Origin of the sequence: Rhodococcus sp. SGAir0479 (genome assembly GCF_005484805.1) — a bacterium.
Lineage (GTDB): Bacteria > Actinomycetota > Actinomycetes > Mycobacteriales > Mycobacteriaceae > Prescottella.
Genome location: NZ_CP039432.1, coordinates 1,875,844 through 1,898,388, shown reverse-complemented (window position 1 = coordinate 1,898,388; position 22,545 = coordinate 1,875,844). Strand labels below are relative to the sequence as shown.

Genomic DNA, 22,545 nt, shown 5'->3' with positions numbered 1-22,545 from the left:
GTGCTACCCGAGTCTCGGTGCCGTCGAGCCGTCACCGGGATGCGCCGGGCCCTCCGCCAGCAGCGCCAGCCGACGAATGCACTCCCGGTTCCGTGGCACCGCAGCAAGTTCCACCGCGCTCTGCGGGAACCAGGACATCGGGGGGGACGCGAGATGCTCGCCCATCTCGATCACGCTGCCGACGCCGTTGGGGCGCACCTGCAACTCGATCCGGGCGCGCCCGAAGGCCTTGGCTCGGGCGATGAGCGTGAGGGAGTGGCCGGGATCGGCCTCGAGAACCTCGGTGTGGTCGTCGATCAGGAACGGCCACAACCCGACCGAGTGATGGATGCGAGTGCCCGGGGCGGGCCAGTCGGGGTCGACCGCCCGCATTCGGGACGCGCCGACGACCCATCCCGGATATTGCCAACCATCCGCCAGTACGTCCCACACCCGGCTGGGGGACGCGGTGGTTTCCCAGTGCGCCTCGAATCTCATGTACGCCTCTCGCTTCGGCTGTTCGTTCGGAGTGCTCGCCCGGCGCGCTAGTACCAGTAGCGGCGGCCGCCGACGGCGCGTCCGGTGGCGCCGAGCAGTGCGAGGATCACCCCGATCACCACGAGGATGATGCCGATGGTCCAGAGGATCGGGATTCCCGCCAGGAACCCGATGACCAGCAAGATCAAGCCCAGCACGATCATGACCGCACCTCACCTTCGTTCGGGGTGGATCCGGCGCCCTGACGGGGTGCCCGGAGATCCACTCGCAGTGGGTATGCCCAGACCGGCGGAAAGTGAAACGTCGCGGAACACGGTTGACGCCGCGGTCGCGTGGGTACCCCGCGGCTGTCGGTGTTCGTCCCCACGTGTGGTCGAGGAGTTCGTGGACCGTGGAAGTTCGAGATGACGAGGTGGCGGGTCCGGCGGCCGAGCCCGAACGGCCCGCGGACCGGCTCGTCCGGCTCACGACGCTGGACGAGTTGGTCGCGCTGACGGTCACCACGCACGGGATGTATCTGCGCTATTCGCCCGGCCCCGCCGCCGACGCGGCGGACTGTAGGAGCCGGGACCGTGGGTCCGGGGTCGACATGCCGGGCCTCACCGTGACGCCACTGTCACCCGAGCCGTGGTGGCCGCGCTCGGCGGAGGAGTGGGTGGCCCGGCGCCTGCACCGGTCCTGTGGTCTGGACGAGGAGCGCGGGAATTTTCCGTGGTTGCTGACCGGGACGGTCATCGGGCACAGCCTCGATCTCGAACCGTTGGTCGTCCAGTTCCGTCCCCTGGCCCGCATCGACCGGTCGGTGCTCGACGAGGCGGCCCGCCTGTACGACCGGTTCGGCCGGCCGACGCCCTAGACGTCCCCGGCCGGACGGCCTCGGCTCAGGCCCGCTCGCCCACGCCCTTCGACAACTCGCCGAGCCGACGGCGCGGGGAGTCTGGGGCCAGCGGCGGTGTCGGCAGGCCGGCGCCGTCCTGCAGTCCGCCCAGGAAGGACTCGAGCGTCTCCCGGGGCGTGATCCGCGGATGCCAGTCGAGTTCGGACTCCGCCCGGGTGCTGTCGAGCAGCGGCAACTGCAGGACCGTGTCGAGCAGGCCCGGGGACGCCGGCACCGCCCGCAGGTGCCACCCCACCCACGCCGCGAATCGCAGTGCGCGCCGGGGCAATCGGACGGGACGTGCGCCCAGTAGGTCCGCGAGGTAGTGGCCGTCGACCGCAGGCGTCGTGGCCAGGTTGAAGGCGCCGTGCACCGGGCGTAGCGTCGCGCGGACGATCGCGTCCGCGGCGTCGCTCGTGTGCAGCACCTGCGCCTTCAAGCCGGAGACGAGCGGCACGACGGGGACCAGTCCCCGGCGCACCAGCCGGCCCGGTGCGAACGGGCCGATGAACAGCCTGCGCTGTTCGGTCGCGGACTGCCGTTTGAACAGGAAGCACGGCCGCATCCGGACCACACGGGTGTCGGGGTGGCGGAGCTCGAACGTGTCGAGCCACCGTTCGAGATACGACTTCTCTCGCGGGTACGCCGCGCCGGGCCAGCCGTCCGTCGGCCAGTCCTCGGACACCGCCCGGTCCGACGGGCCGGGCGAGTAGGCCGCCAGGGACGATGTGTACACGAGCGCGGGAACGTGCTCGTCGGCCACCGCGCGAAACACCCGGATCGCCCCGAGAACGTTGTTCTCCCAGGTGACCTCGGGCCGGTGGGTCGGCTGGAACAACCACGCCAGATGGATCACGACGTCCGCCCCCCGGACGATGCCGTGGAGGTCGGAGGTGGTGGTGTCCGCGGTCACGAAGGTCGTCTTGGGATACCGGACGTCGACCGGGCGCCGCGCCACTCCCACGATCTCGGCGACCGCGGACTGCTCACCGAGCGCCTCGACGACACTGGTGCCGACGTTGCCGGTGGCTCCGAAGACGACGACGCGTAGTCCCGAATCAGCTGTCATGGACGTCGAATACCCCGGATCGCGGACGGTAATCCTGGGCGGGTCGTTTGGCACAATCCACGCATGCCGTTGATACAGATCAGCCAGACCCCCGGACTCACCACCGAGCAGAAGCGCGCAGTGATCGCCGCGGTGACGCAGGCGTACGCCGACGCCGCGGGCAAGGACCCGTCGAAGGTGTGGGTCACCATCGACGAGGTGCCCCGCGAGAACTGGGGGGTCGGCGGCGAACCGCTCGGCTAGATCCGCGCTCAGGCCTTTCCGGTGCCGGCCGCGATGCCCTCGTCGAGCTGGGCCACCAACGCGGCGCCGAGCGACCGCAACTGCGCGACCTGATCGTCGTCGAGGCCCGCGAAGACCAGTGCCTGCACCGTGCTGACGTGCTGCGGTGCGGCCTCGACGACCTTGGCCATGCCGGCGTCGGTGAGGACGGCGAACGCGCCGCGGACACCGCTCACGGTCTCGCGGCGTACCCAGCCCCGCTTCTCGAGGCGCGTGACGACGTGCGACAGGCGGGAGAGCGACGCGTTGGCCTGACCCGCCAGCTCGGACAGCCGCAGGCGGCGCTCCGGAGACTCGGAGAGTACGGCCAGGACGAAGTACTCGAAGTGCGTCAGGTCCGAGTCGCGCTGCAACTGGGTGTCGAGCGCGGCGGGCAACCTGGTGATCAGCGAGACGAGGACCCGCCACGCGTCCTGCTGGGCCTCGCTGAGCCACGGGGTCTCGGTGCTGTTCTGCGCGCCCATCGGGTCGTTCTCCGATCAGTGGAAGCCGATTCTCGGGTTCCAGGGTGTCAAACCGGGACCGACCCCGCGCGCGGTGGGGAACAGGCGACCGGATCCGCGCGTTCATGGGCATGTTAGGTTGAAGCTTCAACGAAGGAGTTCCTCTGTGAGTGACATGCCGGCGCTCTTCCTCAGTCATGGCGCGCCCCCGCTGGTGGACAGCGAACGGTGGGTGGCCGAACTGTCCCGGTGGTCCGCCGGACTGCCTCGACCCACGGCCGTCCTCGTGATCTCGGCACACTGGGAGTCCGCGCCGCTCACGATCGGTGCGACCGAGACCGGCACCCCGCTCGTGTACGACTTCGGTGGCTTTCCCCGCCGCTTCTACGACGTGACGTACACGGCGCCCGGCGCACCGGATCTGGCGCGGCAGGTCGCTGCCCTGATGCCGGACGACGAGCCCGTCCGTCAGGCCCCGGGGCGCGGCCTCGACCACGGCGCCTACGTACCGCTCACCGTGATGTACCCCGATGCCGACATCCCGGTGCTGCAGGTGTCGATGCCCACCCTGGACCCGGCGCGATTGCTGGAACTGGGGCGGCGCCTGCGACCGCTGCGCGAGCAGGGCGTGCTGATCGTCGGATCGGGCTTCACGACACACGGGCTGCCGTTTCTGCGGGACCCGTCCCCCGACGCGGTCGCGCCGGGCTGGTCCGCGGACTTCGACGCCTGGGCCGGTGAACGGCTGGCCGCCGGCGACGTCGACGCGCTGATCGACTTCCGCGCGCAGGCGCCCGGCATGCCGTACGCGCATCCGACGGTCGAGCACTTCGCTCCACTGTTCGTCACGCTGGGCGCGTCGAGCGATCCCGCGCTGGCTCCCCGGCAGGTGATCGACGGGTTCTGGATGGGACTGGCGAAGCGATCGATCCAGGTCGCCTGACGCGTGCCGGTCCCGGCGCGCGGGACCCTTGGCGGCGGACCCGCACGGTCCTCCTGGGATGATGGGGGGCATGCGCGGCGAGTCCACCACCATCCCAGCAGCTCCCTCGGCGTCCGCCCGGGCGGCGGCCCCCCACGATTCGACGACCACGCGTGAGCAGTTCCGCGCGCTGGCCGCCGAACACCGGGTGGTTCCCGTCACTCGAAAGGTGCTGGCGGACGCGGAGACTCCGCTGTCGGCCTACACCAAGCTGGCCGACAACCGGCCCGGGACCTTCCTGCTCGAGTCCGCCGAGAACGGCCGGTCGTGGTCGCGGTGGTCGTTCATCGGTGCCGGCAGCCCCGCCGCGCTGACCGTGCGGGACGGCGAGGCGGCCTGGTACGGCAGTGTGCCCGCGGGCGCGCCGGCCGGTGGCGATCCCCTCGTCGCACTCGGACGGACGCTCGAGTTGCTGCGCAGCGAACGGCTGCCGGACCTGCCGCCGCTGACCGGCGGCATGGTCGGCTTCCTCGGATACGACGCGGTCCGCCGGCTCGAGCGGCTGCCCACGCACGCCGTGGACGATCTGGGGATTCCCGAGATGGTGATGCTCCTCGCCACCGATCTCGCCGCGGTCGACCACCACGAGGGGGCGATCACGCTCATCGCGAACGCGGTGAACTGGGACGGCTCGGACGAGCGCGTCGATGCCGCCTACGACGACGCGATCGCCCGCCTCGACCGGATGACCGATGCCCTCGCCGCCCCCGCGAGTTCGACGGTGTCGACGTTCGCGCGGCCGCAGCCGGAGTACCGACGCCAGCGCACCACCGAGAGCTTCGGTGCGGACGTGCGCCGGCTGATCGGTGAGATCGAGGCGGGGGAGGCCTTCCAGGTGGTGCTCTCGCAACGCTTCGAGATGGATTGCGACGCAGCGCCGATCGACGTGTACCGGATGCTGCGTGCGTCCAACCCGAGTCCCTACATGTACCTGGTGCAGGTGCCGGGCGCCGACGGTGAGACCGCGTTCTCGATCGTCGGGTCGAGCCCCGAGGCGCTCGTCACGGTCAAGGACGGGACCGCGACCACGCACCCGATCGCCGGCACCCGGTGGCGCGGCGCCACCGAGGAGGACGACATTCTGCTCGAGAAGGATCTGCTGGCGGACGAGAAGGAGAACTCCGAGCACCTGATGCTGGTGGACCTCGGCCGCAACGACCTCGGCCGGGTGTGCGAGCCCGGCACCGTGAAGGTCCACGACTACCGCCACATCGAGCGCTACAGCCACGTAATGCACCTCGTCTCGACCGTCACCGGGCGCCTGGCTGCGGGCAAGCACGCGCTCGACGCCGTCACCGCGTGTTTCCCGGCGGGCACGCTGTCGGGGGCGCCCAAGGTGCGCGCGATGGAACTGATCGACGAGCTCGAGCCGACGCGCCGGGGAATCTACGGCGGTATCGTCGGCTATCTGGACTTCGCGGGGGACGCCGACACCGCCATCGCCATCCGCACGGCACTGGTCAAGGACGGCACGGCGTACGTCCAGGCCGGTGCGGGAGTGGTCGCCGACTCCGATCCGGTCTACGAGGACACCGAGGCCCGGAACAAGGCGATGGCCGTGCTCAGTGCCATCGCTGCGGCGCAGACGCTGCGGCCCTTCGGCGGTCGCACGGAGGTGAACAGTGGTGAGTGAGAGAAAGGCCGGTAGGCGCGCGACGGGAATCGCGGCGCTGCTGCTGGCGCTGGCCGCGCTGTGCCTGTGGGGTTCCTCGCGCATGACCTGGGTGACGGTCACCTCGTCCGACGGCCTGGGCGTGGACCGTGTGACCGAACTCGACGGCGGAACGTGGGCGGCGGCCACCACCCCGCTCGCGCTCGTGCTCGTCGCCGCGATCGCCGCGGCGTTCGCGGTCCGGGGCTGGGTGGTACGCGTCGTCGGCGTCCTCGTCGCGGTGGTCGCGGTCGTCGCGGCGCTGCCGGCGCTGGGCCTGCTCACCGGGGGCGCATCGGACGAGCAGGCCGCGGACATCGCGGGATTCGAGCGGGTCGGAACGCAGGTCGTGGCGACCGAGGTCGCGACCGCGCCCGCGCTGTTGGTCCTGCTCGGGTCCTTGCTCACGCTCGCGGCGGCCGGAGTCCTCGTCCGCAAACCGGCTGCGACGGGAGGGCTTTCGTCGAAGTACGACAGCCCGGCGGCCCGACGCGAGGCCACCGCGCGTCGCGGTGCCGGGGAGGGCCACGAGCAGCCGCGAACCCAGCGGATGCTGTGGGACGCGCTCGACGCGGGCGAGGACCCGACCGACGACGGGGAGAAGCACCCCGGTGCTCCGGGTACCCGCCCGGAGGGTGACTAACTGCAACCTCTAGGCTGAGTCAAGATCCGATGAGCTTCCTCACATCGGTTGACATGCCGGAAAGGACTCGGGGCCTTCGATGACCGTTCTCGACTCGATTCTCGACGGGGTGCGCGCCGATGTCGCCGCCCGCGAAGCCGTTCTCGATCTCGCCGCGGTGAAGGCTGCCGCGGCCGCCGCACCGCCCGCCCTCGATGCCGCTGCCGCTCTGCGCGCGTCGGGGATCGGGGTGATCGCCGAGGTCAAGCGGGCGAGCCCATCGAAGGGTGCTCTCGCCGACATCCCGGACCCCGCGGTGCTCGCGGCCGCCTACGAGGCGGGTGGGGCGCGGGTGATCAGCGTCCTGACGGAGGAGCGTCGCTTCCACGGGTCGCTGGCCGATCTCGACGCCGTGCGCCGCGCCGTGAACATCCCGGTCCTGCGCAAGGACTTCATCGTGGGCCCGTACCAGATCCACGAGGCCCGGGCCCATGGGGCCGACGTGATCCTGCTGATCGTCGCGGCGCTCGAGCAGAGCGTGCTGACCTCGCTGCTGGAGCGCACCGAATCACTGGGCATGACCGCGCTCGTCGAGGTGCACACGGAGGAGGAAGCGGATCGGGCCCTCGAAGCCGGCGCCAGCGTCATCGGTGTGAACGCCCGCAACCTCAAGACCCTCGAGGTCGACATGGACACGTTCGGGCGGATCGCGCCGGGACTGCCCACCGACGTCGTGAAGATCGCGGAGTCCGGCGTGCGTGGCACCGGGGATCTGCTCGCGTACGCGGGCGCGGGCGCGGACGCCGTGCTCGTCGGTGAGGGGCTGGTGACCAGCGGCGACCCGCGTGCGGCGGTCGCCGAGCTCGTGACCGCGGGCGCGCATCCGTCGTGCCCCAAGCCCGCTCGCTGACGGCCGCGCGGATCCGGACCCGACCATTCGTTCTCGGCGGCGGTGGGGCAGACTGGAGGGGTGACTTCACGGAATGACGCCCTCGTCTCCAAGGGTGGGAATCTGCCCACCGCCAGCGTCGGTCTGACCGAGCGATCCGGCCACGATCCCGATCCCGGCGGCCACTGGGGCGTCTTCGGTGGACGGCACGTCCCCGAGGCGCTCATGGCGGTCATCGAGGAGGTCACCGCCGACTACGAGAAGGCCCGCGCGGACGACTCGTTCCTGCACGAGCTGGATCGGCTGCAGCGCGACTACACCGGGCGTCCGTCGCCGATCTTCGAGGCGACCCGACTGCGGGAGCACGCGGGCGGCGCGCGCATCATCCTCAAGCGAGAAGACCTGAACCACACCGGTTCTCACAAGATCAACAACGTGCTCGGTCAGGTGCTGCTCGCCAAGCGCATGGGCAAGACCCGGATCATCGCCGAGACCGGCGCCGGCCAGCACGGGGTCGCCACGGCGACGGCGTGCGCGCTGCTCGGACTCGAGTGCGTCGTGTACATGGGCGCCGTCGACACCGCGCGCCAGGCTCTCAACGTCGCCCGGATGCGTCTGCTGGGTGCCGACGTCGTCTCGGTCGAGACCGGCTCGGCCACGCTGAAGGACGCGATCAACGAGGCCCTGCGGGACTGGGTCACCAACGCCGATCGCACCTACTACTGCTTCGGAACCGCCGCCGGCCCGCACCCCTTCCCGCTGATCGTGCGCGACTTCCAGCGCATCGTCGGACTCGAGGCCCGCGCGCAGGTGCAGGCGTCCACCGGCCGCCTGCCCGACGCGGTCGTGGCGTGCGTCGGTGGCGGGTCGAACGCGATCGGTATCTTCCACGCCTTCATCGACGACCCCTCGGTCAAGCTGGTCGGGTACGAGGCCGCCGGTGACGGCGTCGAGACCGGTCGGCACGCAGCGACTTTCGCGGGCGGGACCCCCGGCGCCTTCCAGGGCGCCTACTCGTACCTGCTGCAGGACGAGGACGGGCAGACCATCGAGTCGCACTCGATCTCGGCCGGCCTGGACTACCCCGGGGTGGGACCCGAGCACGCGTACCTCAAGGACACCGGCCGCGCGTCGTACGAGCCGATCACCGATACCGAGGCGATGGACGCGCTGCTGCTGCTCTCGCGCACCGAGGGCATCATCCCGGCGATCGAGTCGGCGCACGCGGTCGCGGGCGCACTCAAGCTGGGGCGCGAGCTCGGTGACGGCGCCATCATCGTCGTGAGCCTGTCCGGCCGCGGCGACAAGGACATGGACACCGCGGCGAAGTGGTTCGGGTTGTTCGACGACGAGCCGGGCACCACCGATGCAGCACATTCGACCGAGGAAGGTACCACCAAGTGAGCCAACGAGATTCGCGCCTGGCGCCGACGTTCGCCCAGTGCCGCGCGGAGGATCGCGCCGCGCTCGTGGGCTACCTTCCGGCCGGCTATCCCGACGTCGCCGGGTCCATCGACGTCTTCAAGGCGATGGTCGACTCCGGCTGCGACATCATCGAGGTCGGCGTCGCCTACTCGGACCCGGTGATGGACGGCCCCACCATCCAGCACGCCGCCGAGACGGCACTGCGCAACGGGGTCCGGGTGCGCGACGTGTTCACGATCGTCGAGCAGATCGCGTCCGTCGGCGGCAAGGCCGTCGTCATGACGTACTGGAACCCGGTACTCAAGTACGGCGTCGACGCGTTCGCCCGTGACCTCGCCGCGGCGGGCGGACTGGGCATGATCACTCCCAACCTCATCCCCGAGGAAGCCGGTGAGTGGATGAGCGCCTCCGACGAGCACCACCTCGACCGCATCTTCCTGGTCGCGCCGTCGTCCACGGAGGAGCGGCTGGCGAAGACCCTCGACGCCAGCAGCGGCTTCATCTACGCGGCGTCGACGATGGGCGTGACCGGCGCGCGCGACAGCGTCTCCTCGATGGCCCCCGAGCTCACCGCCCGCATCCGCGCGCACTCCGACATCCCCGTCGGCGTCGGGCTGGGTGTGCGGTCGGGCGCGCAGGCCGCCGAGATCGCGTCCTACGCGGATGCCGTCATCGTGGGGTCGGCGATCGTGTCGGCGGTGGAGCAGGGCCTCGGGGCGGTGCGGACGCTCACGGCCGAACTGGCGGAGGGTGTGCGCTCGGCTACCGTGGCGTCGTGACTTCGATGGTGACCTCGACCGAACTGCTCGCGTACCTCCCGAGCCCACCGCAGGGTGTGTGGCACGTGGGGCCGCTGGCGTTGCGCGCGTACGCGCTCTGCATCATCGTCGGCATCGTCGTCGCCATCGTGTGGGGCGATCGCCGTTGGGTCGCCCGCGGCGGCGAGAAGGGCACGGTCCTCGACATCGCGATCTGGGCCGTGCCGTTCGGTCTCGTCGGCGGCCGGCTGTACCACGTGATCACCGACTGGTCGACCTATTTCGGGGCGGACGGCCGACCGTCGGATGCGCTCAAGATCTGGCAGGGCGGCCTCGGCATCTGGGGCGCCGTGCTCCTCGGTGGCGTCGGAGCGTGGATCGGCTGTCGGCGCCGCGGCATCCCGCTGCCGGCCCTCGGTGACGCCATCGCGCCGGGCATCGTGCTGGCGCAGGCGATCGGCCGGGTGGGCAACTGGTTCAACCAGGAGCTGTACGGACGCGCCACCACCGTGCCGTGGGGCCTCGAGATCTACGAGCGCACCGACGCGGCCGGCCGGGTCGACACCCTCGACGGGGTCTCCAACGGCGTCGTCCAGCAGGTGGTGCATCCGACCTTCCTGTACGAGCTGGTGTGGAACCTGCTGGTGGTCGTGCTCCTGGTGATCGTCGACCGCCGGTTCAGGATCGGTCACGGGCGCCTGTTCGCGCTCTACGTCGCGGGTTACTGCGCCGGCCGGTTCTGGATCGAACTCATGCGCTCGGATCACGCGACCCACATCCTCGGTATCCGGGTCAACTCGTTCACGTCGGCCCTCGTGTTCGTGGGTGCGGTCGCCTACTTCGTGCTCGCGACCAAGGGCCGGGAGGCTCCCGAGGAGTTGCAGCCGCACCGAGCCGACCGCGCGACCGCGGCCGTGGGTGCCGGTGAGCGGTCCGACTCCGGCGTCGACCACCAGACCGATGCGTCCGGCGTTGCCGACCCGACCGACCGGGGCGGTTCCGATGTGAAGGGGAGCAGAAATGAGTGACGACCGAAAGCCCGGCGACGACGCGCCCGAGCCCCGGGAGCAGGGCTGGGCGGACGCGTCGTCGGAACCCACGCCCCCGGAATTCGGTTCCCCGTTCGACTACGACCCGACGGCCGACGCGTCGATGACGGAGTCGACCTCCGGCACGTCCGCGGTGCCGCCGTCGGGAGGCAATTCCGCCGGCCCCGGCTGGGACACCTATTCCGGTGTCGGCAACGGTCCGGGCTGGGGCAGCGGACCCAGCTATCCGCCGCCGTCGAGCGACCCGCTGCCGCCGTCCCCCGGGCCCGTCTACGGGACGCCGCAGCCCGAGTACGGCCGGCCGACGCCCCCTCCGCCTCCGCCGTCCGCGCCGCCGTCGTATCCCGCCGGGTCGGCCTACTCCGCCCCCGGGGCGTACCCGCCCGCCTACGGCGGTTACGGAGATCCGGGCGCACCGTACGGTCGTGATCCGCTCACCGGGGAGCCGTTGTCGGACAAGACGAAGGTCGCGGCCGGACTGCTGCAGGTCTTCCTCGGCGCGTTCGGCGCCGGTCGCTTCTACACCGGGCACACGGGCATCGCGATCGGCCAGATCGCCGTCACGTGGCTCACGTGCGGTCTTGGCGTCGTGTGGCCCGTGATCGACGGCATCGTCATGCTCGCCGGCAACGTCCGTGACGCGCAGGGACGCAAGCTCCGCAGCTGACCCGTCCCGTACGCACCGCCCGCGCCCTCTCCGCGTGGGCGGTGCGGCATTTTTCGCCATCGCTTCGGACGGCACCAGCTTGGTAAACTGACCCGGCCGGGAAGCGATTCCGGCAACCTTCACGGGTCGACAGCAGTGCCGGTGGACCCCGATCGATGCAGTCGGCACCCGTAATGGGCGACCCCCGCCAGGGAGCCGCCGGAGAAGTGCGCGACGCGCGATGGCCCGCAGCGAGGCCCCGCTTCGAGGCTGGACCGGTGTGGAGGTGTTCGGTGCTGTTCTCTCGGCAACCCGATTCCCGTGCCGCGGGCCTCTACGTCGGCGATCGCGAATCCGATTCGTGTGGGGTGGCGATGGTCGCCGACATTCACGGGCGCCGCTCGCACCGCACCGTCGCCGACGCGCTGTTGGCACTCGACAACCTCGAGCATCGCGGCGCCGCGGGTGCCGAGGTCAACAGCGGCGACGGAGCGGGAATCCTCGTCCAACTGCCCGTGGATTTCCTGCGCGATCTCGTCGACTTCGCATTGCCGCCGCCGCTCGCCACCGGTGAGCCCACGTTCGCCGCCGGAATCTGCTTCCTGCCGCAGGATCCCGATCGACGGGTGCACGCGCAGCGCCGGGTCGCCGAGATCGCCGCGGAGGAGAACGTCCGGGTCCTCGGGTGGCACGACGTGCACGTCGATCCGATCGGCGCCGACATCGGTGCCACCGCACTCTCGTGCATGCCACACATGACGTATCTGTTCGTCACCGCGCCGGCGGACGGCGGGGAACGGGCCGGTGGGCTGGAGCTGGACCGGCGGGTCTACGGACTGCGCAAACGCGCCGAACGGGTCACCCCGGCCGCCGAGGACACCGGGACCGCCGTCTACTTCCCGTCGTTGTCGAGCCGGACGCTGACGTACAAGGGCATGCTCACCACGGCGCAGTTGGCGCGGTACTTCCCGGACCTGCGCGACCCTCGGATGACCACGGCCATCGCCGTCGTGCACAGCCGGTTCTCGACCAACACCTTCCCGTCGTGGCCGCTGGCGCACCCGTTCCGCTACATCGCGCACAACGGTGAGATCAACACCGTGCGCGGCAACCGGAACCGGATGCGGTCGCGGGAGGCCATGTTGGCGAGCGATCTCATCCCCGGCGACCTGGAGCGGCTGTTCCCGATCTGTACTCCGGACTCGTCGGACTCGGCGTCCTTCGACGAGGTACTGGAACTGCTCCACCTGGCCGGCCGTTCGCTCCCGCACGCGATTCTCATGATGATCCCCGAGGCGTGGGAGAACCATCCGGCGATGAGCGACGAGAAGCGGGCCTTCTACCAGTTCCACGCATCGCTGCTCGAGCCGTGGGACGGCCCCGCCTGTGTGACGTTCACCGACGGCACCGTCGTCGGCGCGGTACTAGACCGCAACGGCCTGCGGCCCGGCCGGTGGTGGCAGACGTCGGACGGGCGGGTCGTGCTCGCGTCCGAAGCCGGTGTCCTGCCGATCCCGCAGTCCGATGTCGTCGCCAAGGGTCGGCTCGAGCCCGGCCAGATGTTCCTGGTCGACACCGCCGCCGGTCGTCTCGTGCCCGACGACGAGATCAAGGGTGCCCTCGCGGCCGAGCAACCGTACGCCGAGTGGCTCCACGCGGGCCTGCTCGACCTCCGGACGGTCCCGAGCCGGGGAAGGACCCCGCGCGACCACGAGGCGGTGATGCGCCGGCAGCAAGTGTTCGGCTACACCGCCGAGGAGCAGCGCGTCCTGCTCGCCCCGATGGCGACCGCGGGGGCGGAGCCGCTCGGGTCGATGGGCACGGACACCCCGATCGCGGTGCTCTCGAAGAGGCCGCGTCTGCTGTTCGACTACTTCGTCGAACTGTTCGCCCAGGTCACCAACCCGCCGCTGGACGCCATCCGCGAGGAGATCGTCACGTCGCTGCGGCGGGTGATGGGGCCCGAACAGAATCTGCTCGCCCCCACGGCCGCGTCGTGCCGGCAGATCGTGTTGTCGTGGCCGGTGCTCGACAACGACGAACTCGGCCGGATCATCGACGTCAACGCCGACGGCGACTGTCCCGGCCATGCCGCCACCGTCCTGCACGCTCTGTACGACGCCGGCCGGGGTGGCGAGGGAATGGCCGACGCGATCGAGGACCTGCGCGAGGCCGCGAGCGCGGCGATCGCGAACGGTTACCGGACGCTGGTGATCTCGGACCGCGACTCCGATCATCTGCACGCGCCCGTCCCGTCGCTGCTCGCCGTCTCCGCAGTGCACCACCACTTGGTGCGCACCAAGGAACGGACCAGGGTGGCGCTCGTCGTCGAGTCCGGGGACGCGCGGGAGGTGCACCACATCGCGCTGTTGATCGGGTTCGGTGCCGCGGCCGTCAACCCGTATCTGGCGATGGAATCGATCGAGGACCTGGTCGCCGAGGGCGAGTTGAGCGGCGTGCAATCGTCGGTCGCGGTCCGCAACTATCTGAACGCACTCGGCAAGGGTGTGCTCAAGGTGATGTCCAAGATGGGGATCTCGACGGTCGGGTCCTACACGGCCGCACAGGTCTTCGAGGCGATCGGACTCGCGCACGACCTGGTCGACGAGTACTTCACCGGCACCGTCAGCCGGCTCGGCGGCGTCGGCCTGGACGTCCTCGCGCGCGAGGTGGGGCTTCGGCACCGGGAGGCCTACCCCGAGAACCCGTCGTCGCGCGTGCACCGGCGCCTGGACGTCGGGGGTATCTACCAGTACCGGCGCGGGGGTGAACTGCACCTGTTCACCCCCGAGACGGTGTTCCTGCTCCAGCACGCCACCCGCACCGGCCGCGAGGACGTGTTCGCCCGCTACAGCGAGGAGGTGGACCGGCTGTCCGCGGAGGGCGGCACCCTGCGCGGGCTGTTCGAGTTCCGGCGCGGACTACGCCCGCCCGTACCGCTGGCCGAGGTGGAACCCGCCGCCGCGATCCTGCGGCGGTTCAACACCGGTGCGATGAGCTACGGCTCGATCTCCGCGGAGGCGCACGAGACGATCGCCGTCGCGATGAACCGGATCGGGGGACGGTCGAACTCGGGGGAGGGCGGCGAGGACGTCGACCGGCTGCACGATCCGCTCCGACGCAGCGCCGTCAAACAGGTCGCCAGCGGCCGCTTCGGCGTCACGAGCGACTACCTCGTCAACGCGAGCGACATCCAGATCAAGATGGCGCAGGGCGCCAAACCCGGCGAGGGCGGTCAACTGCCGGCCTTCAAGGTGTATCCGTGGATCGCCCGGACCCGGCACTCGACGCCGGGGGTGGGGTTGATCTCGCCGCCGCCGCACCACGACATCTACTCGATCGAGGACCTCGCGCAGCTGATCCACGACCTCAAGAACGCGAACGAACACGCGCGGGTGCACGTCAAGCTGGTCAGTTCGGTGGGCGTGGGCACCGTGGCCGCGGGGGTGAGCAAGGCCCACGCCGACGTCGTCCTCATCTCCGGCCACGACGGCGGCACCGGCGCCTCGCCGCTGACCTCGCTCGAGCACGCGGGACTGCCGTGGGAGATCGGCCTGGCCGACGCGCAGCAGACGCTGGCGCTCAACGGTCTGCGGGACCGGATCACCGTGCAGTGCGACGGCGGCCTGCGAACCGCCCGCGACGTCGTGGTGGCGATGCTGCTGGGCGCCGAGGAATACGGATTCTCCACCGCGCCACTCGTCGCGGCCGGCTGCATCATGATGCGGGTCTGCCACCTGGACACGTGCCCGGTGGGGGTGGCGACGCAGAACCCCGAACTGCGCAAGCGGTTTACCGGGCGTCCGGAGTTCGTGGAGGCCTTCTTCCGATTCGTCGCCGAGGAGGTCCGCCGACGCCTCGCCGAATTGGGGTTCCACAGCGTGGACGAGGCCGTCGGCCACCCCGAACTGCTCGAGACCGCGGCCGGGGTGGCGCACTGGAAGAGCCGCGGATTGGACCTGCGTCCGATCTTCGCCTCCGAGGAACCGATGTCGGTTCCCGGCCGGCCGCAGCGGCGCCGGGTGCGGGCGCAGGAACACGGGCTGGACCTCGCGCTCGACCGGACCCTCATCCAGTTGGCGGAGGGAGCGCTCGAGGACGCGCTCCCGGTGCGGCTGGAACTGCCGGTCCGCAACGTCAACCGGACCGTGGGCACCCTGCTGGGATCGGAGGTGACCCGGCGGTACGGGGCGGCCGGCCTGCCCGACGACACGATCCGGGTCCAGCTCGACGGATCGGCGGGCCAGTCGCTGGGGGCGTTCCTGCCTCCCGGGATCACGATCGACCTCGTCGGCGATGCGAACGACTATGTGGGCAAGGGGCTTTCGGGAGGCCGGATCGTCGTCCGGCCCGCCGAGGACGTGCTGTTCCTGCCGGAGACGCAGGTGATCGCCGGCAACACGCTGCTCTACGGCGCGACGGCCGGCGACACATACTTCCGCGGCCGGGTGGGCGAGCGGTTCTGCGTGCGGAACTCTGGCGCGCTGGCCGTGGCCGAGGGCGTCGGAGACCATGCGTGCGAGTACATGACGGGAGGCCGGGTCGTCGTCCTCGGCTCGATCGGACGCAACATGGCGGCCGGGATGTCCGGGGGGATCGCGTTCGTCCTGGACGCCGACCCCACGAGGATCAACACCGCGATGGTGACACTGCAACAACCCGACGGGGACGACCTGCGGTGGCTGCGTTCGGTGGTCGAGCAGCACCTGCGCTGGACCGGGTCGGCGGTCGCGGCCTCCGTCCTCGCGGACTGGCCGCGCCGGTCCGCGTTGTTCACCAAGATCATGCCGATCGACTACCAGCGGGTTCTCGAGGCCACCAGGATCGCGAAGGCCGAGGGCCTGGACGTCGACACCGCGATCATGGAGGCGGCTCGTGGCTGATCCGCAGGGTTTTCTGCACATCGACAAGCGTGAGGCGCGCAAACGTCCGGTGACCGAGCGCGTGCACGACTGGCGCGAGGTGTACGAGCCGCAACCTGCAGCCGAACGCGAGCGGGAGGTCGCGGAGCAGGCCACCCGCTGCATGGACTGCGGCATCCCGTTCTGCCATTCCGGAAGCGCCGGGTGTCCGCTCGGCAACCTCATCCCCGAGTGGAACGACCTGGTGCGGCGCGGACGGTGGGACGCGGCGGCCGAGCGTCTGCACGCGACCAACAACTTCCCCGAGGTGACCGGCCGGATCTGCCCGGCACCGTGCGAGGCCGCGTGCGTGCTGTCGCTCGCCGACACCCACACCACGGGCAGCGTCACGATCAAACGGATCGAGCAGGCCATCGCGGACATCGCCTGGGAGAAGGGTGAGGTGGGCCCGGTTCTGCCCACCGTGCACACCGGCCGGCACGTCGCGGTCGTCGGTTCCGGCCCCGCAGGACTGGCGGCGGCCCAGCAACTCACGCGGGCCGGGCACGAGGTGACGGTGTACGAGCGCGACGACCGTCTCGGTGGTCTGCTGCGGTACGGCATCCCGGCGTTCAAGCTCGAGAAGTCCGTCCTCGATCACCGGCTGACGCAGATGCGGGTGGAGGGAACGCATTTCGTCACCGACGTGGAGGTCGGTGTGGAACTTCCGGTGTCGGCGTTGACGTCCCGGTTCGACGCGGTGGTTCTCGCGACCGGCGCGCTGAAGGCGCGGGACAACCGCGACGTCGTGGGCCGCGACCTCGAGGGCGTGCACCTGGCGATGGAGCATCTCGTCGCCTCCAACCACGAGTGCGAGGGGGACGGCCCGTCCCCGATCACCGCGCGGGGCAAGCACGTCGTGATCATCGGGGGCGGCGACACCGGAGCCGACTGCCTGGGCACTGCGCACCGGCAGGGCGCGCTGTCGGTGACGCAGCTCGACTACCACCCGGCGCTGCCGACCGAACGCGACGAGGGATCGACACCGTGGCCCGCGTGGCCCATGGTGCTACGCACCTCCCCGGCGCACGCAGAGGGCGGCGTGCGCCGGTACGAGGTTGCGGTGCAACGCTTTCTGGGTGACGCCGAAGGGCACGTGCGGTCGATGGTCCTGGCCGAGGTGCGACTCGGCCGCGACGAACACGGTCGGCGAATGATCGTGCCCGTGGGGGAGGAGATCGAATTACCCTGCGATCTGGCACTTTTCGCGATCGGATTCGAGGGGATCGAGACCGGGCCCCTGCTCGGGGACCTCGGGCTCGAGACGAACAGGAGAGGCGCGCTCTCGTGTGGATCGGATTGGCAGACCGCCACTCCCGGTGTGTTCGTGTGCGGGGACGCCCACCGCGGCGCGTCACTCGTCGTGTGGGCGATCGCCGAGGGCAGGTCGGCCGCGCGGGGCGTCGACGTCTATCTGACGGGAGGGTCCGAACTGCCCGCGCCGGTGCATCCGACGGCGCTGCCGCTGACGGTCGTCTGACGATCACCGGGACGTCACCGGTCGTTCGCCTGCCGAATAGAGTTCGTTCCTGAAGTTGACTAGGCTTTGCTCGTGACCCGACGCACGAAGATTGTCTGCACTCTTGGCCCTGCTACTGCTACCGGTGACCGCGTCCGTGAGCTCGTCGAGAGCGGGATGGACGTCGCGCGACTGAACTTCAGCCACGGTGAACATTCCGATCACGAGGAGAACTACCGGCGGGTGCGCAAGGCGTCCGAGGTGACCGGCCGCGCGGTCGGTATCCTCGCCGACCTGCAAGGTCCGAAGATCCGCCTCGGCCGGTTCGTGGAGGGCCGGACCGTGTGGGAGACCGGCGAACAGATCCGCATCACCGTCGCCGACTGCGAGGGGACCCACGACCGCGTCTCGACCACGTACAAGCAGCTGGCCGAGGACGCCCGTCCCGGCGACCGGTTGCTGGTCGACGACGGCAAGGTGGGGCTCGTGGTCGAGGCCGTCGAGGGTGACGACGTGGTGTGCCGCGTCACCGAGGGCGGCCCCGTCTCGAACAACAAGGGCGTCTCGCTGCCCGGGATGAACGTCTCGGTTCCGGCGCTGTCGGAGAAGGACATCGCCGACCTCGAGTTCGCGCTGCGCCTGGGCGTCGACTTCATCGCGCTGTCGTTCGTGCGCTCGCCCGCCGACGTCGAACTGGTGCACGACGTCATGGACCGCGTGGGCCGGCGGGTCCCGGTGATCGCCAAGCTCGAGAAGCCGGAGGCGATCGAGAACCTCGAGGCCGTGGTGCTGGCGTTCGACGCGGTAATGGTGGCCCGCGGCGACCTCGGGGTGGAGTTGCCCCTCGAGCAGGTGCCGCTGGTGCAGAAGCGGGCCATCCAGATCGCCCGCGAGAACGCCAAGCCGGTGATCGTGGCGACCCAGATGCTCGAATCGATGATCGAGAACTCCCGTCCCACCCGCGCCGAGGCGTCCGACGTCGCGAACGCGGTCCTGGACGGTGCGGACGCGGTGATGCTCTCGGGCGAGACGTCCGTGGGCAAGTACGTGATGGAGACGGTGCAGACGATGGCTCGGATTCTCGAGGCCGTCGAGACCGATCCCGCGCGGGTGCCGCCGCTCACCCATGTGCCGCGCACCAAGCGCGGTGTGATCTCCTACGGCGCCCGGGACATCGGTGAGCGCCTGGACGCGAAGGCGTTGGTGGCCTTCACCCAGTCCGGGGACACCGTCCGCCGGCTGGCGCGGTTGCACTCGCCGCTGCCGCTGCTGGCGTTCACCCCGCTCGAGGAGGTGCGCTGCCAGTTGGCGCTCTCGTGGGGTACCGAGACGTTCATCGTGGATCCGGTCGATTCGACCGATCAGATGTTCTTCCAGGTCGATCACGCGTTGCTGTCCCTCGGCCGCTACAACCGCGGGGATCTCGTGGTGATCGTCGCGGGTTCGCCGCCCGGCACAGTAGGCTCGACCAACCTGATCCACGTCCACCGGATCGGGGAGGAAGACCACTAGAAGGGGTAGCCGGGTGAGCGATCTGGGTGCGGACGTGCGTGCGCCGCGGTCGGCGGATCTGGAGACGATGCTCTCGCTCCTGGATCTCGAGCAGATCGGCGAGGACACGTACCTGGGGCATCACCCGCGGCAGGTCGGCAGCCGCACCTTCGGGGGGCAGCTGACGGCACAGGCGTTGGTGGCCGCGGACCGGACGGTCGACGGCGATCGTCCGGTCCACGCGCTCAACGCCCACTTCATTCGGGGCGGCGACGTGAAGGCGCCCATCGAGTTCCGCGTCGACCGGCACCGGGACGGGCGGGCGTTCGCGAACCGTCAGGTGACCGCCTACCAGGGCGGCAACGTGGTCTTCTCGATGTTCGCGGCGTTCCAGGACTGGACCACCGGTCTCGAACACGGCGTCGACATGCCTGCGGTGCCCGCACCGGAGACGCTGCCCTCGTTCGACGATCACATCGTCGGGTACGAGGATCGTCTGCGCGTGTTCGTCGACGCGCTCAAGCCGATGCAGATGCGGTACGCCAACGACCCCACCTGGGTGCTCAAGGGCACCGGGGAACGGCTGAACCACAACCGGGTGTGGCTGCGGGCGGACGGATCCCTGCCGGACGATCCGTGGGTGCACGCGGCGGCGCTGGCCTACTCCTCCGACACGACGGTGCTCGATTCCGTGCTGACCACCCACGGCCTGTCCTGGGGGCTCGACCGGATCGTCGCGGCCACCGTCAACCACTCCATCTGGTTCCATCGCCCGTTCCGCTTCGACGACTGGGCGTTGTACGCCACCGAATCGCCGGTGGCCTCCGGCTCCCGCGGCCTGGCGACCGGGCATTTCTTCACCCGGGACGGACAGCTGATCGCGACGGTTGTCCAAGAGGGCGTGATCAGGCACTTCCCCCCGCGGCGATGACCGTCGAACCCGTATCGGGGTCGGCCGGGGGCCGATAGAATTCTGGTTCTTCCGAGCCGGCACGCCGTCGCCGATGGGGGAGCCTCATGCGCAGCGAACCGATCGACTGGAATCACGAGGCGGTCGCGAGCCTCCTCTGGACCGCACGGGCGTTCGCGATCGCGATCGTCTGTCTGGTGACCGTCGGGTACCTGCTGGCCCGCCACACTCGGTGGGGCCGACAGTTCTGGACGGTCTCGGGCGCCTACTTCTCCGGACGCGACAGCCGGCGCACGTGGGCGACGGTCGCGGTGATGCTCTTCCTGGCCGTCCTGGGTGTGCGGCTGACGATTCTGCTGTCGTATCAGGGCAACGAGATGTACACCTCGTTGCAGTACGCCGCCCAGGCATTCTCGGGCGGCGACAGCGTGGCGCTCGCCGAGGCGAAGTCGACGTTCTGGCGGTCGATCGCGGTCTTCGCGGTCCTCGCGACCGTGCACGTGGTCCGCTCGCTGCTGGACTACTACGTGGGGCAGGCGTTCGTCATCCGCTGGCGGGTGTGGCTCACCGACCGCGTGGCGTCGGACTGGCTGGATGGGCGCGCCTACTATCGCGGACGCTTCGTCGACAGCGGCATCGACAACCCGGATCAGCGTATCCAGGCCGACGTCACCGACATGACCACCATCACGCAGTCGTTGTCGATGGGGCTGGTCACTGCGGTCACCTCGGTGGTGGCCTTCACCAAGATCCTCTGGGACCTGTCCGGGCCCATGTCGTTGTTCGGCGTCGAGGTGCCCCGCGCGATGGTGGTACTGGTGTACGTCTACGTCCTGACGGCGACCGTCGTCGCCTTCCGGATCGGGCGCCCGCTGATCCGCCTGAATTTTCTCGACGAACGACTGACCGCGAACTTCCGCTATGCGCTGGTTCGGCTGCGGGACCGCGCAGAAAGCGTCGCGTTCTATCACGGTGAGACGGTGGAGAAGTCGGGGTTGCTCGGGCGCTTCACCGCGGTGATCGCGAACGCGTGGCGAATCGTCTTCCGAACGTTGAAGTTCAACGGTTTCAACCTGGGTGTCAGTCAGGTAGCGGTGGTGTTCCCGCTGCTCGTCCAGGCTCCTCGGTTCTTCGCCGGAACGATCACGCTCGGCGACATCACCCAGAGCGCAACGGCTTTCGGTCAGGTGTCCGATTCGTTGTCGTTCTTCCGGCAGTCGTACGACACCTTCGCGGGCTACCGCGCCGCCCTCGTGCGGTTGGACGGGCTCCTCCACTCCGACGCGCGGTCCCGCGACCTGCCCGCAGTGCGCACCGAAAGCGTCGAGGGCGAGGTGCAGTTGTCCGCGGTGCGCGTCGAGCGGCCGGACGGGCGTCCCCTCGTCGAGGACCTGACGCTGCGGCTGGCTCCCGGCGACGCGCTGCTGGTGTCGGGGCCGTCCGGTTCCGGGAAGACGACGCTCCTGCGTACCCTGGCGCGGATGTGGCCCTACGCCGGCGGGACCGTGCGCCGGCCGACCGGCTCGGACGCCCTGTTCCTCTCGCAACTGCCGTACCTTCCGCTCGGCGACCTGCGGGCAGCCGTGGCGTACCCGGCGCGGGCCGGCGATCTCGGCGACGACGCGATCCGGGACGTGCTGGGCAAGGTGGCGCTGGGACACCTGGTGGACCGGCTGGACGAGCACGCGGACTGGTCGTCGATACTCTCGCCGGGGGAACAGCAACGCGTGGCCTTCGCGCGCATCGTGCTGATCCGGCCGCAGGTGGCGTTCCTCGACGAGGCGACCTCGGCCGTCGACGAGGGACTCGAATGCCAGCTCTACCGGCTGGTCCGGGAGGACGTGCCGGAGTGCATGATCTTCAGCGTCAGCCACCGCAGCACCGTCGACCGGCACCACACGCGACGGCTCGAACTGCTGGGAAACGGTCCGTGGCAGTTGTCGGAACTGGCTCTCAGTTGAGCGGAACATCGCTGATGCCGAGCCCGGGGGCCTTTCACGTACGCGCGTGAAAGGCCCCCGGTGCGGGTCAGAGGTACTGTCCGCAGGTCGGCCAGGCGCCGGAACCCTGGCTCGCCAGGATGGACTCCGCCACCTGGATCTGTGCCTCGCGGGAGGTGTTGTGCGGCAATCCGTTACCGCCGTGCGCATTCCAGGTGTCGGCGCTGATCTGCAGGCCGCCGTAGTACCCGTTGCCGGTGTTGGTGCCCCAGTTTCCTCCGCTCTCGCACTGTGCGACCGAATCCCAGTCGCCGGAGGCCGCGTTGGCCACCGAGGTGGTCATGGTCAGTGGTGCTGCGACGAGCGCGGTGGCCGCCGCTGCGGTGCCGATGGTGCGCTTGACGGTGTACTTCGACATGCGTGTGTCCTCTCCGTGGTTGATGACGAGGACTCCGGTGTGTGCCGACGCTGCGTTCGAGTCGGCCGGAGCTGCGTGCCTCGTCGTGCCCCTGGAAGGTTTTCCCGTATCCGATCCCGCTGGGGCGGAACAGCTGTGAAGCGGGACGGTGCTCGGTGTGTCGAGCCGGTCACGACGCTAGGACGGATCGCGCGGCCAGTCACCAGCCGATTTTCTGGGACGGCGGTCCCGCATTGCGGACGGCGTCCCGCCATGC

The 22,545-nt window shown here is 70.1% G+C and carries 20 protein-coding genes; 15 read left to right on the top strand and 5 right to left on the bottom strand.

What is annotated here, in order from left to right:
• Positions 1-3: 3 nt before the first annotated feature.
• Positions 4-477, bottom strand: a complete 474-nt coding sequence (locus E7742_RS08830) for an SRPBCC family protein (RefSeq protein WP_137798609.1) — start codon at positions 475-477, stop codon at positions 4-6.
• A gap of 47 nt (positions 478-524) precedes the next feature.
• Positions 525-680 (bottom strand): DUF6131 family protein, encoded by a 156-nt coding sequence (locus E7742_RS23165; RefSeq protein ID WP_175420442.1) that lies wholly within the window; start codon positions 678-680, stop codon positions 525-527.
• A gap of 188 nt (positions 681-868) precedes the next feature.
• Here E7742_RS23165 and E7742_RS08825 point away from each other — a divergent pair, with 188 nt between their 5' ends.
• A complete protein-coding gene (locus tag E7742_RS08825; RefSeq protein ID WP_254699206.1) occupies positions 869-1,333 on the top strand; it encodes a DUF6098 family protein in 465 nt (154 codons plus the stop codon).
• A gap of 25 nt (positions 1,334-1,358) precedes the next feature.
• On the opposite strand, the gene E7742_RS08820 is transcribed toward E7742_RS08825, so the two are convergent.
• Positions 1,359-2,423 carry an NAD-dependent epimerase/dehydratase family protein gene (locus E7742_RS08820; RefSeq protein WP_137798608.1) on the bottom strand — a complete coding sequence of 355 codons (1,065 nt, stop codon included), beginning with the start codon at positions 2,421-2,423 and terminating at the stop codon, positions 1,359-1,361.
• Positions 2,424-2,486: 63 nt separating this feature from the next.
• Here E7742_RS08820 and E7742_RS08815 point away from each other — a divergent pair, with 63 nt between their 5' ends.
• A complete protein-coding gene (locus E7742_RS08815) occupies positions 2,487-2,666 on the top strand; it encodes a tautomerase family protein (RefSeq protein ID WP_137798607.1) in 180 nt (59 codons plus the stop codon).
• Between the two features lie 8 nt (positions 2,667-2,674).
• On the opposite strand, the gene E7742_RS08810 is transcribed toward E7742_RS08815, so the two are convergent.
• Positions 2,675-3,169, bottom strand: coding sequence for a MarR family winged helix-turn-helix transcriptional regulator (locus E7742_RS08810; RefSeq protein ID WP_137798606.1), 495 nt, complete (start codon positions 3,167-3,169; stop codon positions 2,675-2,677).
• A gap of 154 nt (positions 3,170-3,323) precedes the next feature.
• On the opposite strand from E7742_RS08810, the gene E7742_RS08805 reads away from it, so the two are divergent.
• The 13 genes from E7742_RS08805 to E7742_RS08745 all read left to right on the top strand — a co-directional run bounded on the left by E7742_RS08805 (position 3,324) and on the right by E7742_RS08745 (position 21,892).
• Positions 3,324-4,091: a dioxygenase family protein gene (locus tag E7742_RS08805; protein ID WP_137801109.1), complete on the top strand. Its 768-nt coding sequence runs from the start codon at positions 3,324-3,326 to the stop codon at positions 4,089-4,091.
• A gap of 70 nt (positions 4,092-4,161) precedes the next feature.
• The gene (locus tag E7742_RS08800; protein WP_137798605.1) at positions 4,162-5,763 is read left to right on the top strand and encodes an anthranilate synthase component I; all 1,602 of its coding nucleotides are present in this window, start codon (positions 4,162-4,164) and stop codon (positions 5,761-5,763) included.
• Entirely contained in the window at positions 5,756-6,424 is a 669-nt protein-coding gene (locus tag E7742_RS08795) for a TIGR02234 family membrane protein (RefSeq protein ID WP_137798604.1), read from the top strand. Before E7742_RS08800 ends, E7742_RS08795 begins: the two co-directional genes overlap by 8 nt.
• Positions 6,425-6,503: 79 nt before the next feature.
• On the top strand, positions 6,504-7,313 hold the full coding sequence (gene trpC, locus E7742_RS08790; RefSeq protein ID WP_137798603.1) for an indole-3-glycerol phosphate synthase TrpC: 810 nt from the start codon (positions 6,504-6,506) through the stop codon (positions 7,311-7,313).
• A gap of 60 nt (positions 7,314-7,373) precedes the next feature.
• Positions 7,374-8,696 (top strand): tryptophan synthase subunit beta, encoded by a 1,323-nt coding sequence (trpB, locus tag E7742_RS08785; protein ID WP_137798602.1) that lies wholly within the window; start codon positions 7,374-7,376, stop codon positions 8,694-8,696.
• A complete protein-coding gene (gene trpA, locus E7742_RS08780; protein ID WP_137798601.1) occupies positions 8,693-9,496 on the top strand; it encodes a tryptophan synthase subunit alpha in 804 nt (267 codons plus the stop codon). The genes trpB and trpA overlap by 4 nt, the downstream gene beginning before the upstream one ends.
• Before the next feature lie 5 nt (positions 9,497-9,501).
• Entirely contained in the window at positions 9,502-10,503 is a 1,002-nt protein-coding gene (gene lgt, locus E7742_RS08775; protein WP_254699292.1) for a prolipoprotein diacylglyceryl transferase, read from the top strand.
• Entirely contained in the window at positions 10,496-11,191 is a 696-nt protein-coding gene (locus tag E7742_RS08770) for a TM2 domain-containing protein (RefSeq protein WP_137798600.1), read from the top strand. Before lgt ends, E7742_RS08770 begins: the two co-directional genes overlap by 8 nt.
• Positions 11,192-11,463: 272 nt before the next feature.
• The gene (gene gltB / locus E7742_RS08765; protein WP_137798599.1) at positions 11,464-16,053 is read left to right on the top strand and encodes a glutamate synthase large subunit; all 4,590 of its coding nucleotides are present in this window, start codon (positions 11,464-11,466) and stop codon (positions 16,051-16,053) included.
• Complete coding sequence (locus E7742_RS08760) at positions 16,046-17,551, top strand: glutamate synthase subunit beta (protein ID WP_137798598.1); 1,506 nt, start codon at positions 16,046-16,048, stop codon at positions 17,549-17,551. The genes gltB and E7742_RS08760 overlap by 8 nt, the downstream gene beginning before the upstream one ends.
• A gap of 72 nt (positions 17,552-17,623) precedes the next feature.
• Entirely contained in the window at positions 17,624-19,042 is a 1,419-nt protein-coding gene (pyk, locus tag E7742_RS08755; protein WP_137798597.1) for a pyruvate kinase, read from the top strand.
• A 67-nt stretch (positions 19,043-19,109) separates the two neighbouring features.
• Positions 19,110-19,952, top strand: a complete 843-nt coding sequence (locus E7742_RS08750) for an acyl-CoA thioesterase (RefSeq protein WP_137801108.1) — start codon at positions 19,110-19,112, stop codon at positions 19,950-19,952.
• Between the two features lie 86 nt (positions 19,953-20,038).
• Entirely contained in the window at positions 20,039-21,892 is a 1,854-nt protein-coding gene (locus E7742_RS08745; RefSeq protein WP_137798596.1) for an ABC transporter ATP-binding protein/permease, read from the top strand.
• 67 nt (positions 21,893-21,959) lie between these two features.
• Here the strand turns inward: E7742_RS08745 and E7742_RS08740 are convergent, their stop codons facing one another.
• Positions 21,960-22,289, bottom strand: a complete 330-nt coding sequence (locus tag E7742_RS08740) for a transglycosylase family protein (protein ID WP_137798595.1) — start codon at positions 22,287-22,289, stop codon at positions 21,960-21,962.
• Positions 22,290-22,545: the final 256 nt, after the last annotated feature.

Coding starts and splice junctions, on each gene's coding strand:
- E7742_RS08830 (WP_137798609.1), bottom strand. CDS start 477: ATGAGATTCGAGGCGCACTGGGAAACCACCGCGTCCCCCAGCCGGGTG.
- E7742_RS08770 (WP_137798600.1), top strand. CDS start 10,496: ATGAGTGACGACCGAAAGCCCGGCGACGACGCGCCCGAGCCCCGGGAG.
- E7742_RS23165 (WP_175420442.1), bottom strand. CDS start 680: ATGATCGTGCTGGGCTTGATCTTGCTGGTCATCGGGTTCCTGGCGGGA.
- E7742_RS08810 (WP_137798606.1), bottom strand. CDS start 3,169: ATGGGCGCGCAGAACAGCACCGAGACCCCGTGGCTCAGCGAGGCCCAG.
- E7742_RS08750 (WP_137801108.1), top strand. CDS start 19,110: ATGCTCTCGCTCCTGGATCTCGAGCAGATCGGCGAGGACACGTACCTG.
- E7742_RS08740 (WP_137798595.1), bottom strand. CDS start 22,289: ATGTCGAAGTACACCGTCAAGCGCACCATCGGCACCGCAGCGGCGGCC.
- E7742_RS08800 (WP_137798605.1), top strand. CDS start 4,162: ATGCGCGGCGAGTCCACCACCATCCCAGCAGCTCCCTCGGCGTCCGCC.
- E7742_RS08805 (WP_137801109.1), top strand. CDS start 3,324: ATGCCGGCGCTCTTCCTCAGTCATGGCGCGCCCCCGCTGGTGGACAGC.
- E7742_RS08815 (WP_137798607.1), top strand. CDS start 2,487: ATGCCGTTGATACAGATCAGCCAGACCCCCGGACTCACCACCGAGCAG.
- E7742_RS08745 (WP_137798596.1), top strand. CDS start 20,039: ATGCGCAGCGAACCGATCGACTGGAATCACGAGGCGGTCGCGAGCCTC.
- trpC (WP_137798603.1), top strand. CDS start 6,504: ATGACCGTTCTCGACTCGATTCTCGACGGGGTGCGCGCCGATGTCGCC.
- lgt (WP_254699292.1), top strand. CDS start 9,502: ATGGTGACCTCGACCGAACTGCTCGCGTACCTCCCGAGCCCACCGCAG.
- E7742_RS08820 (WP_137798608.1), bottom strand. CDS start 2,423: ATGACAGCTGATTCGGGACTACGCGTCGTCGTCTTCGGAGCCACCGGC.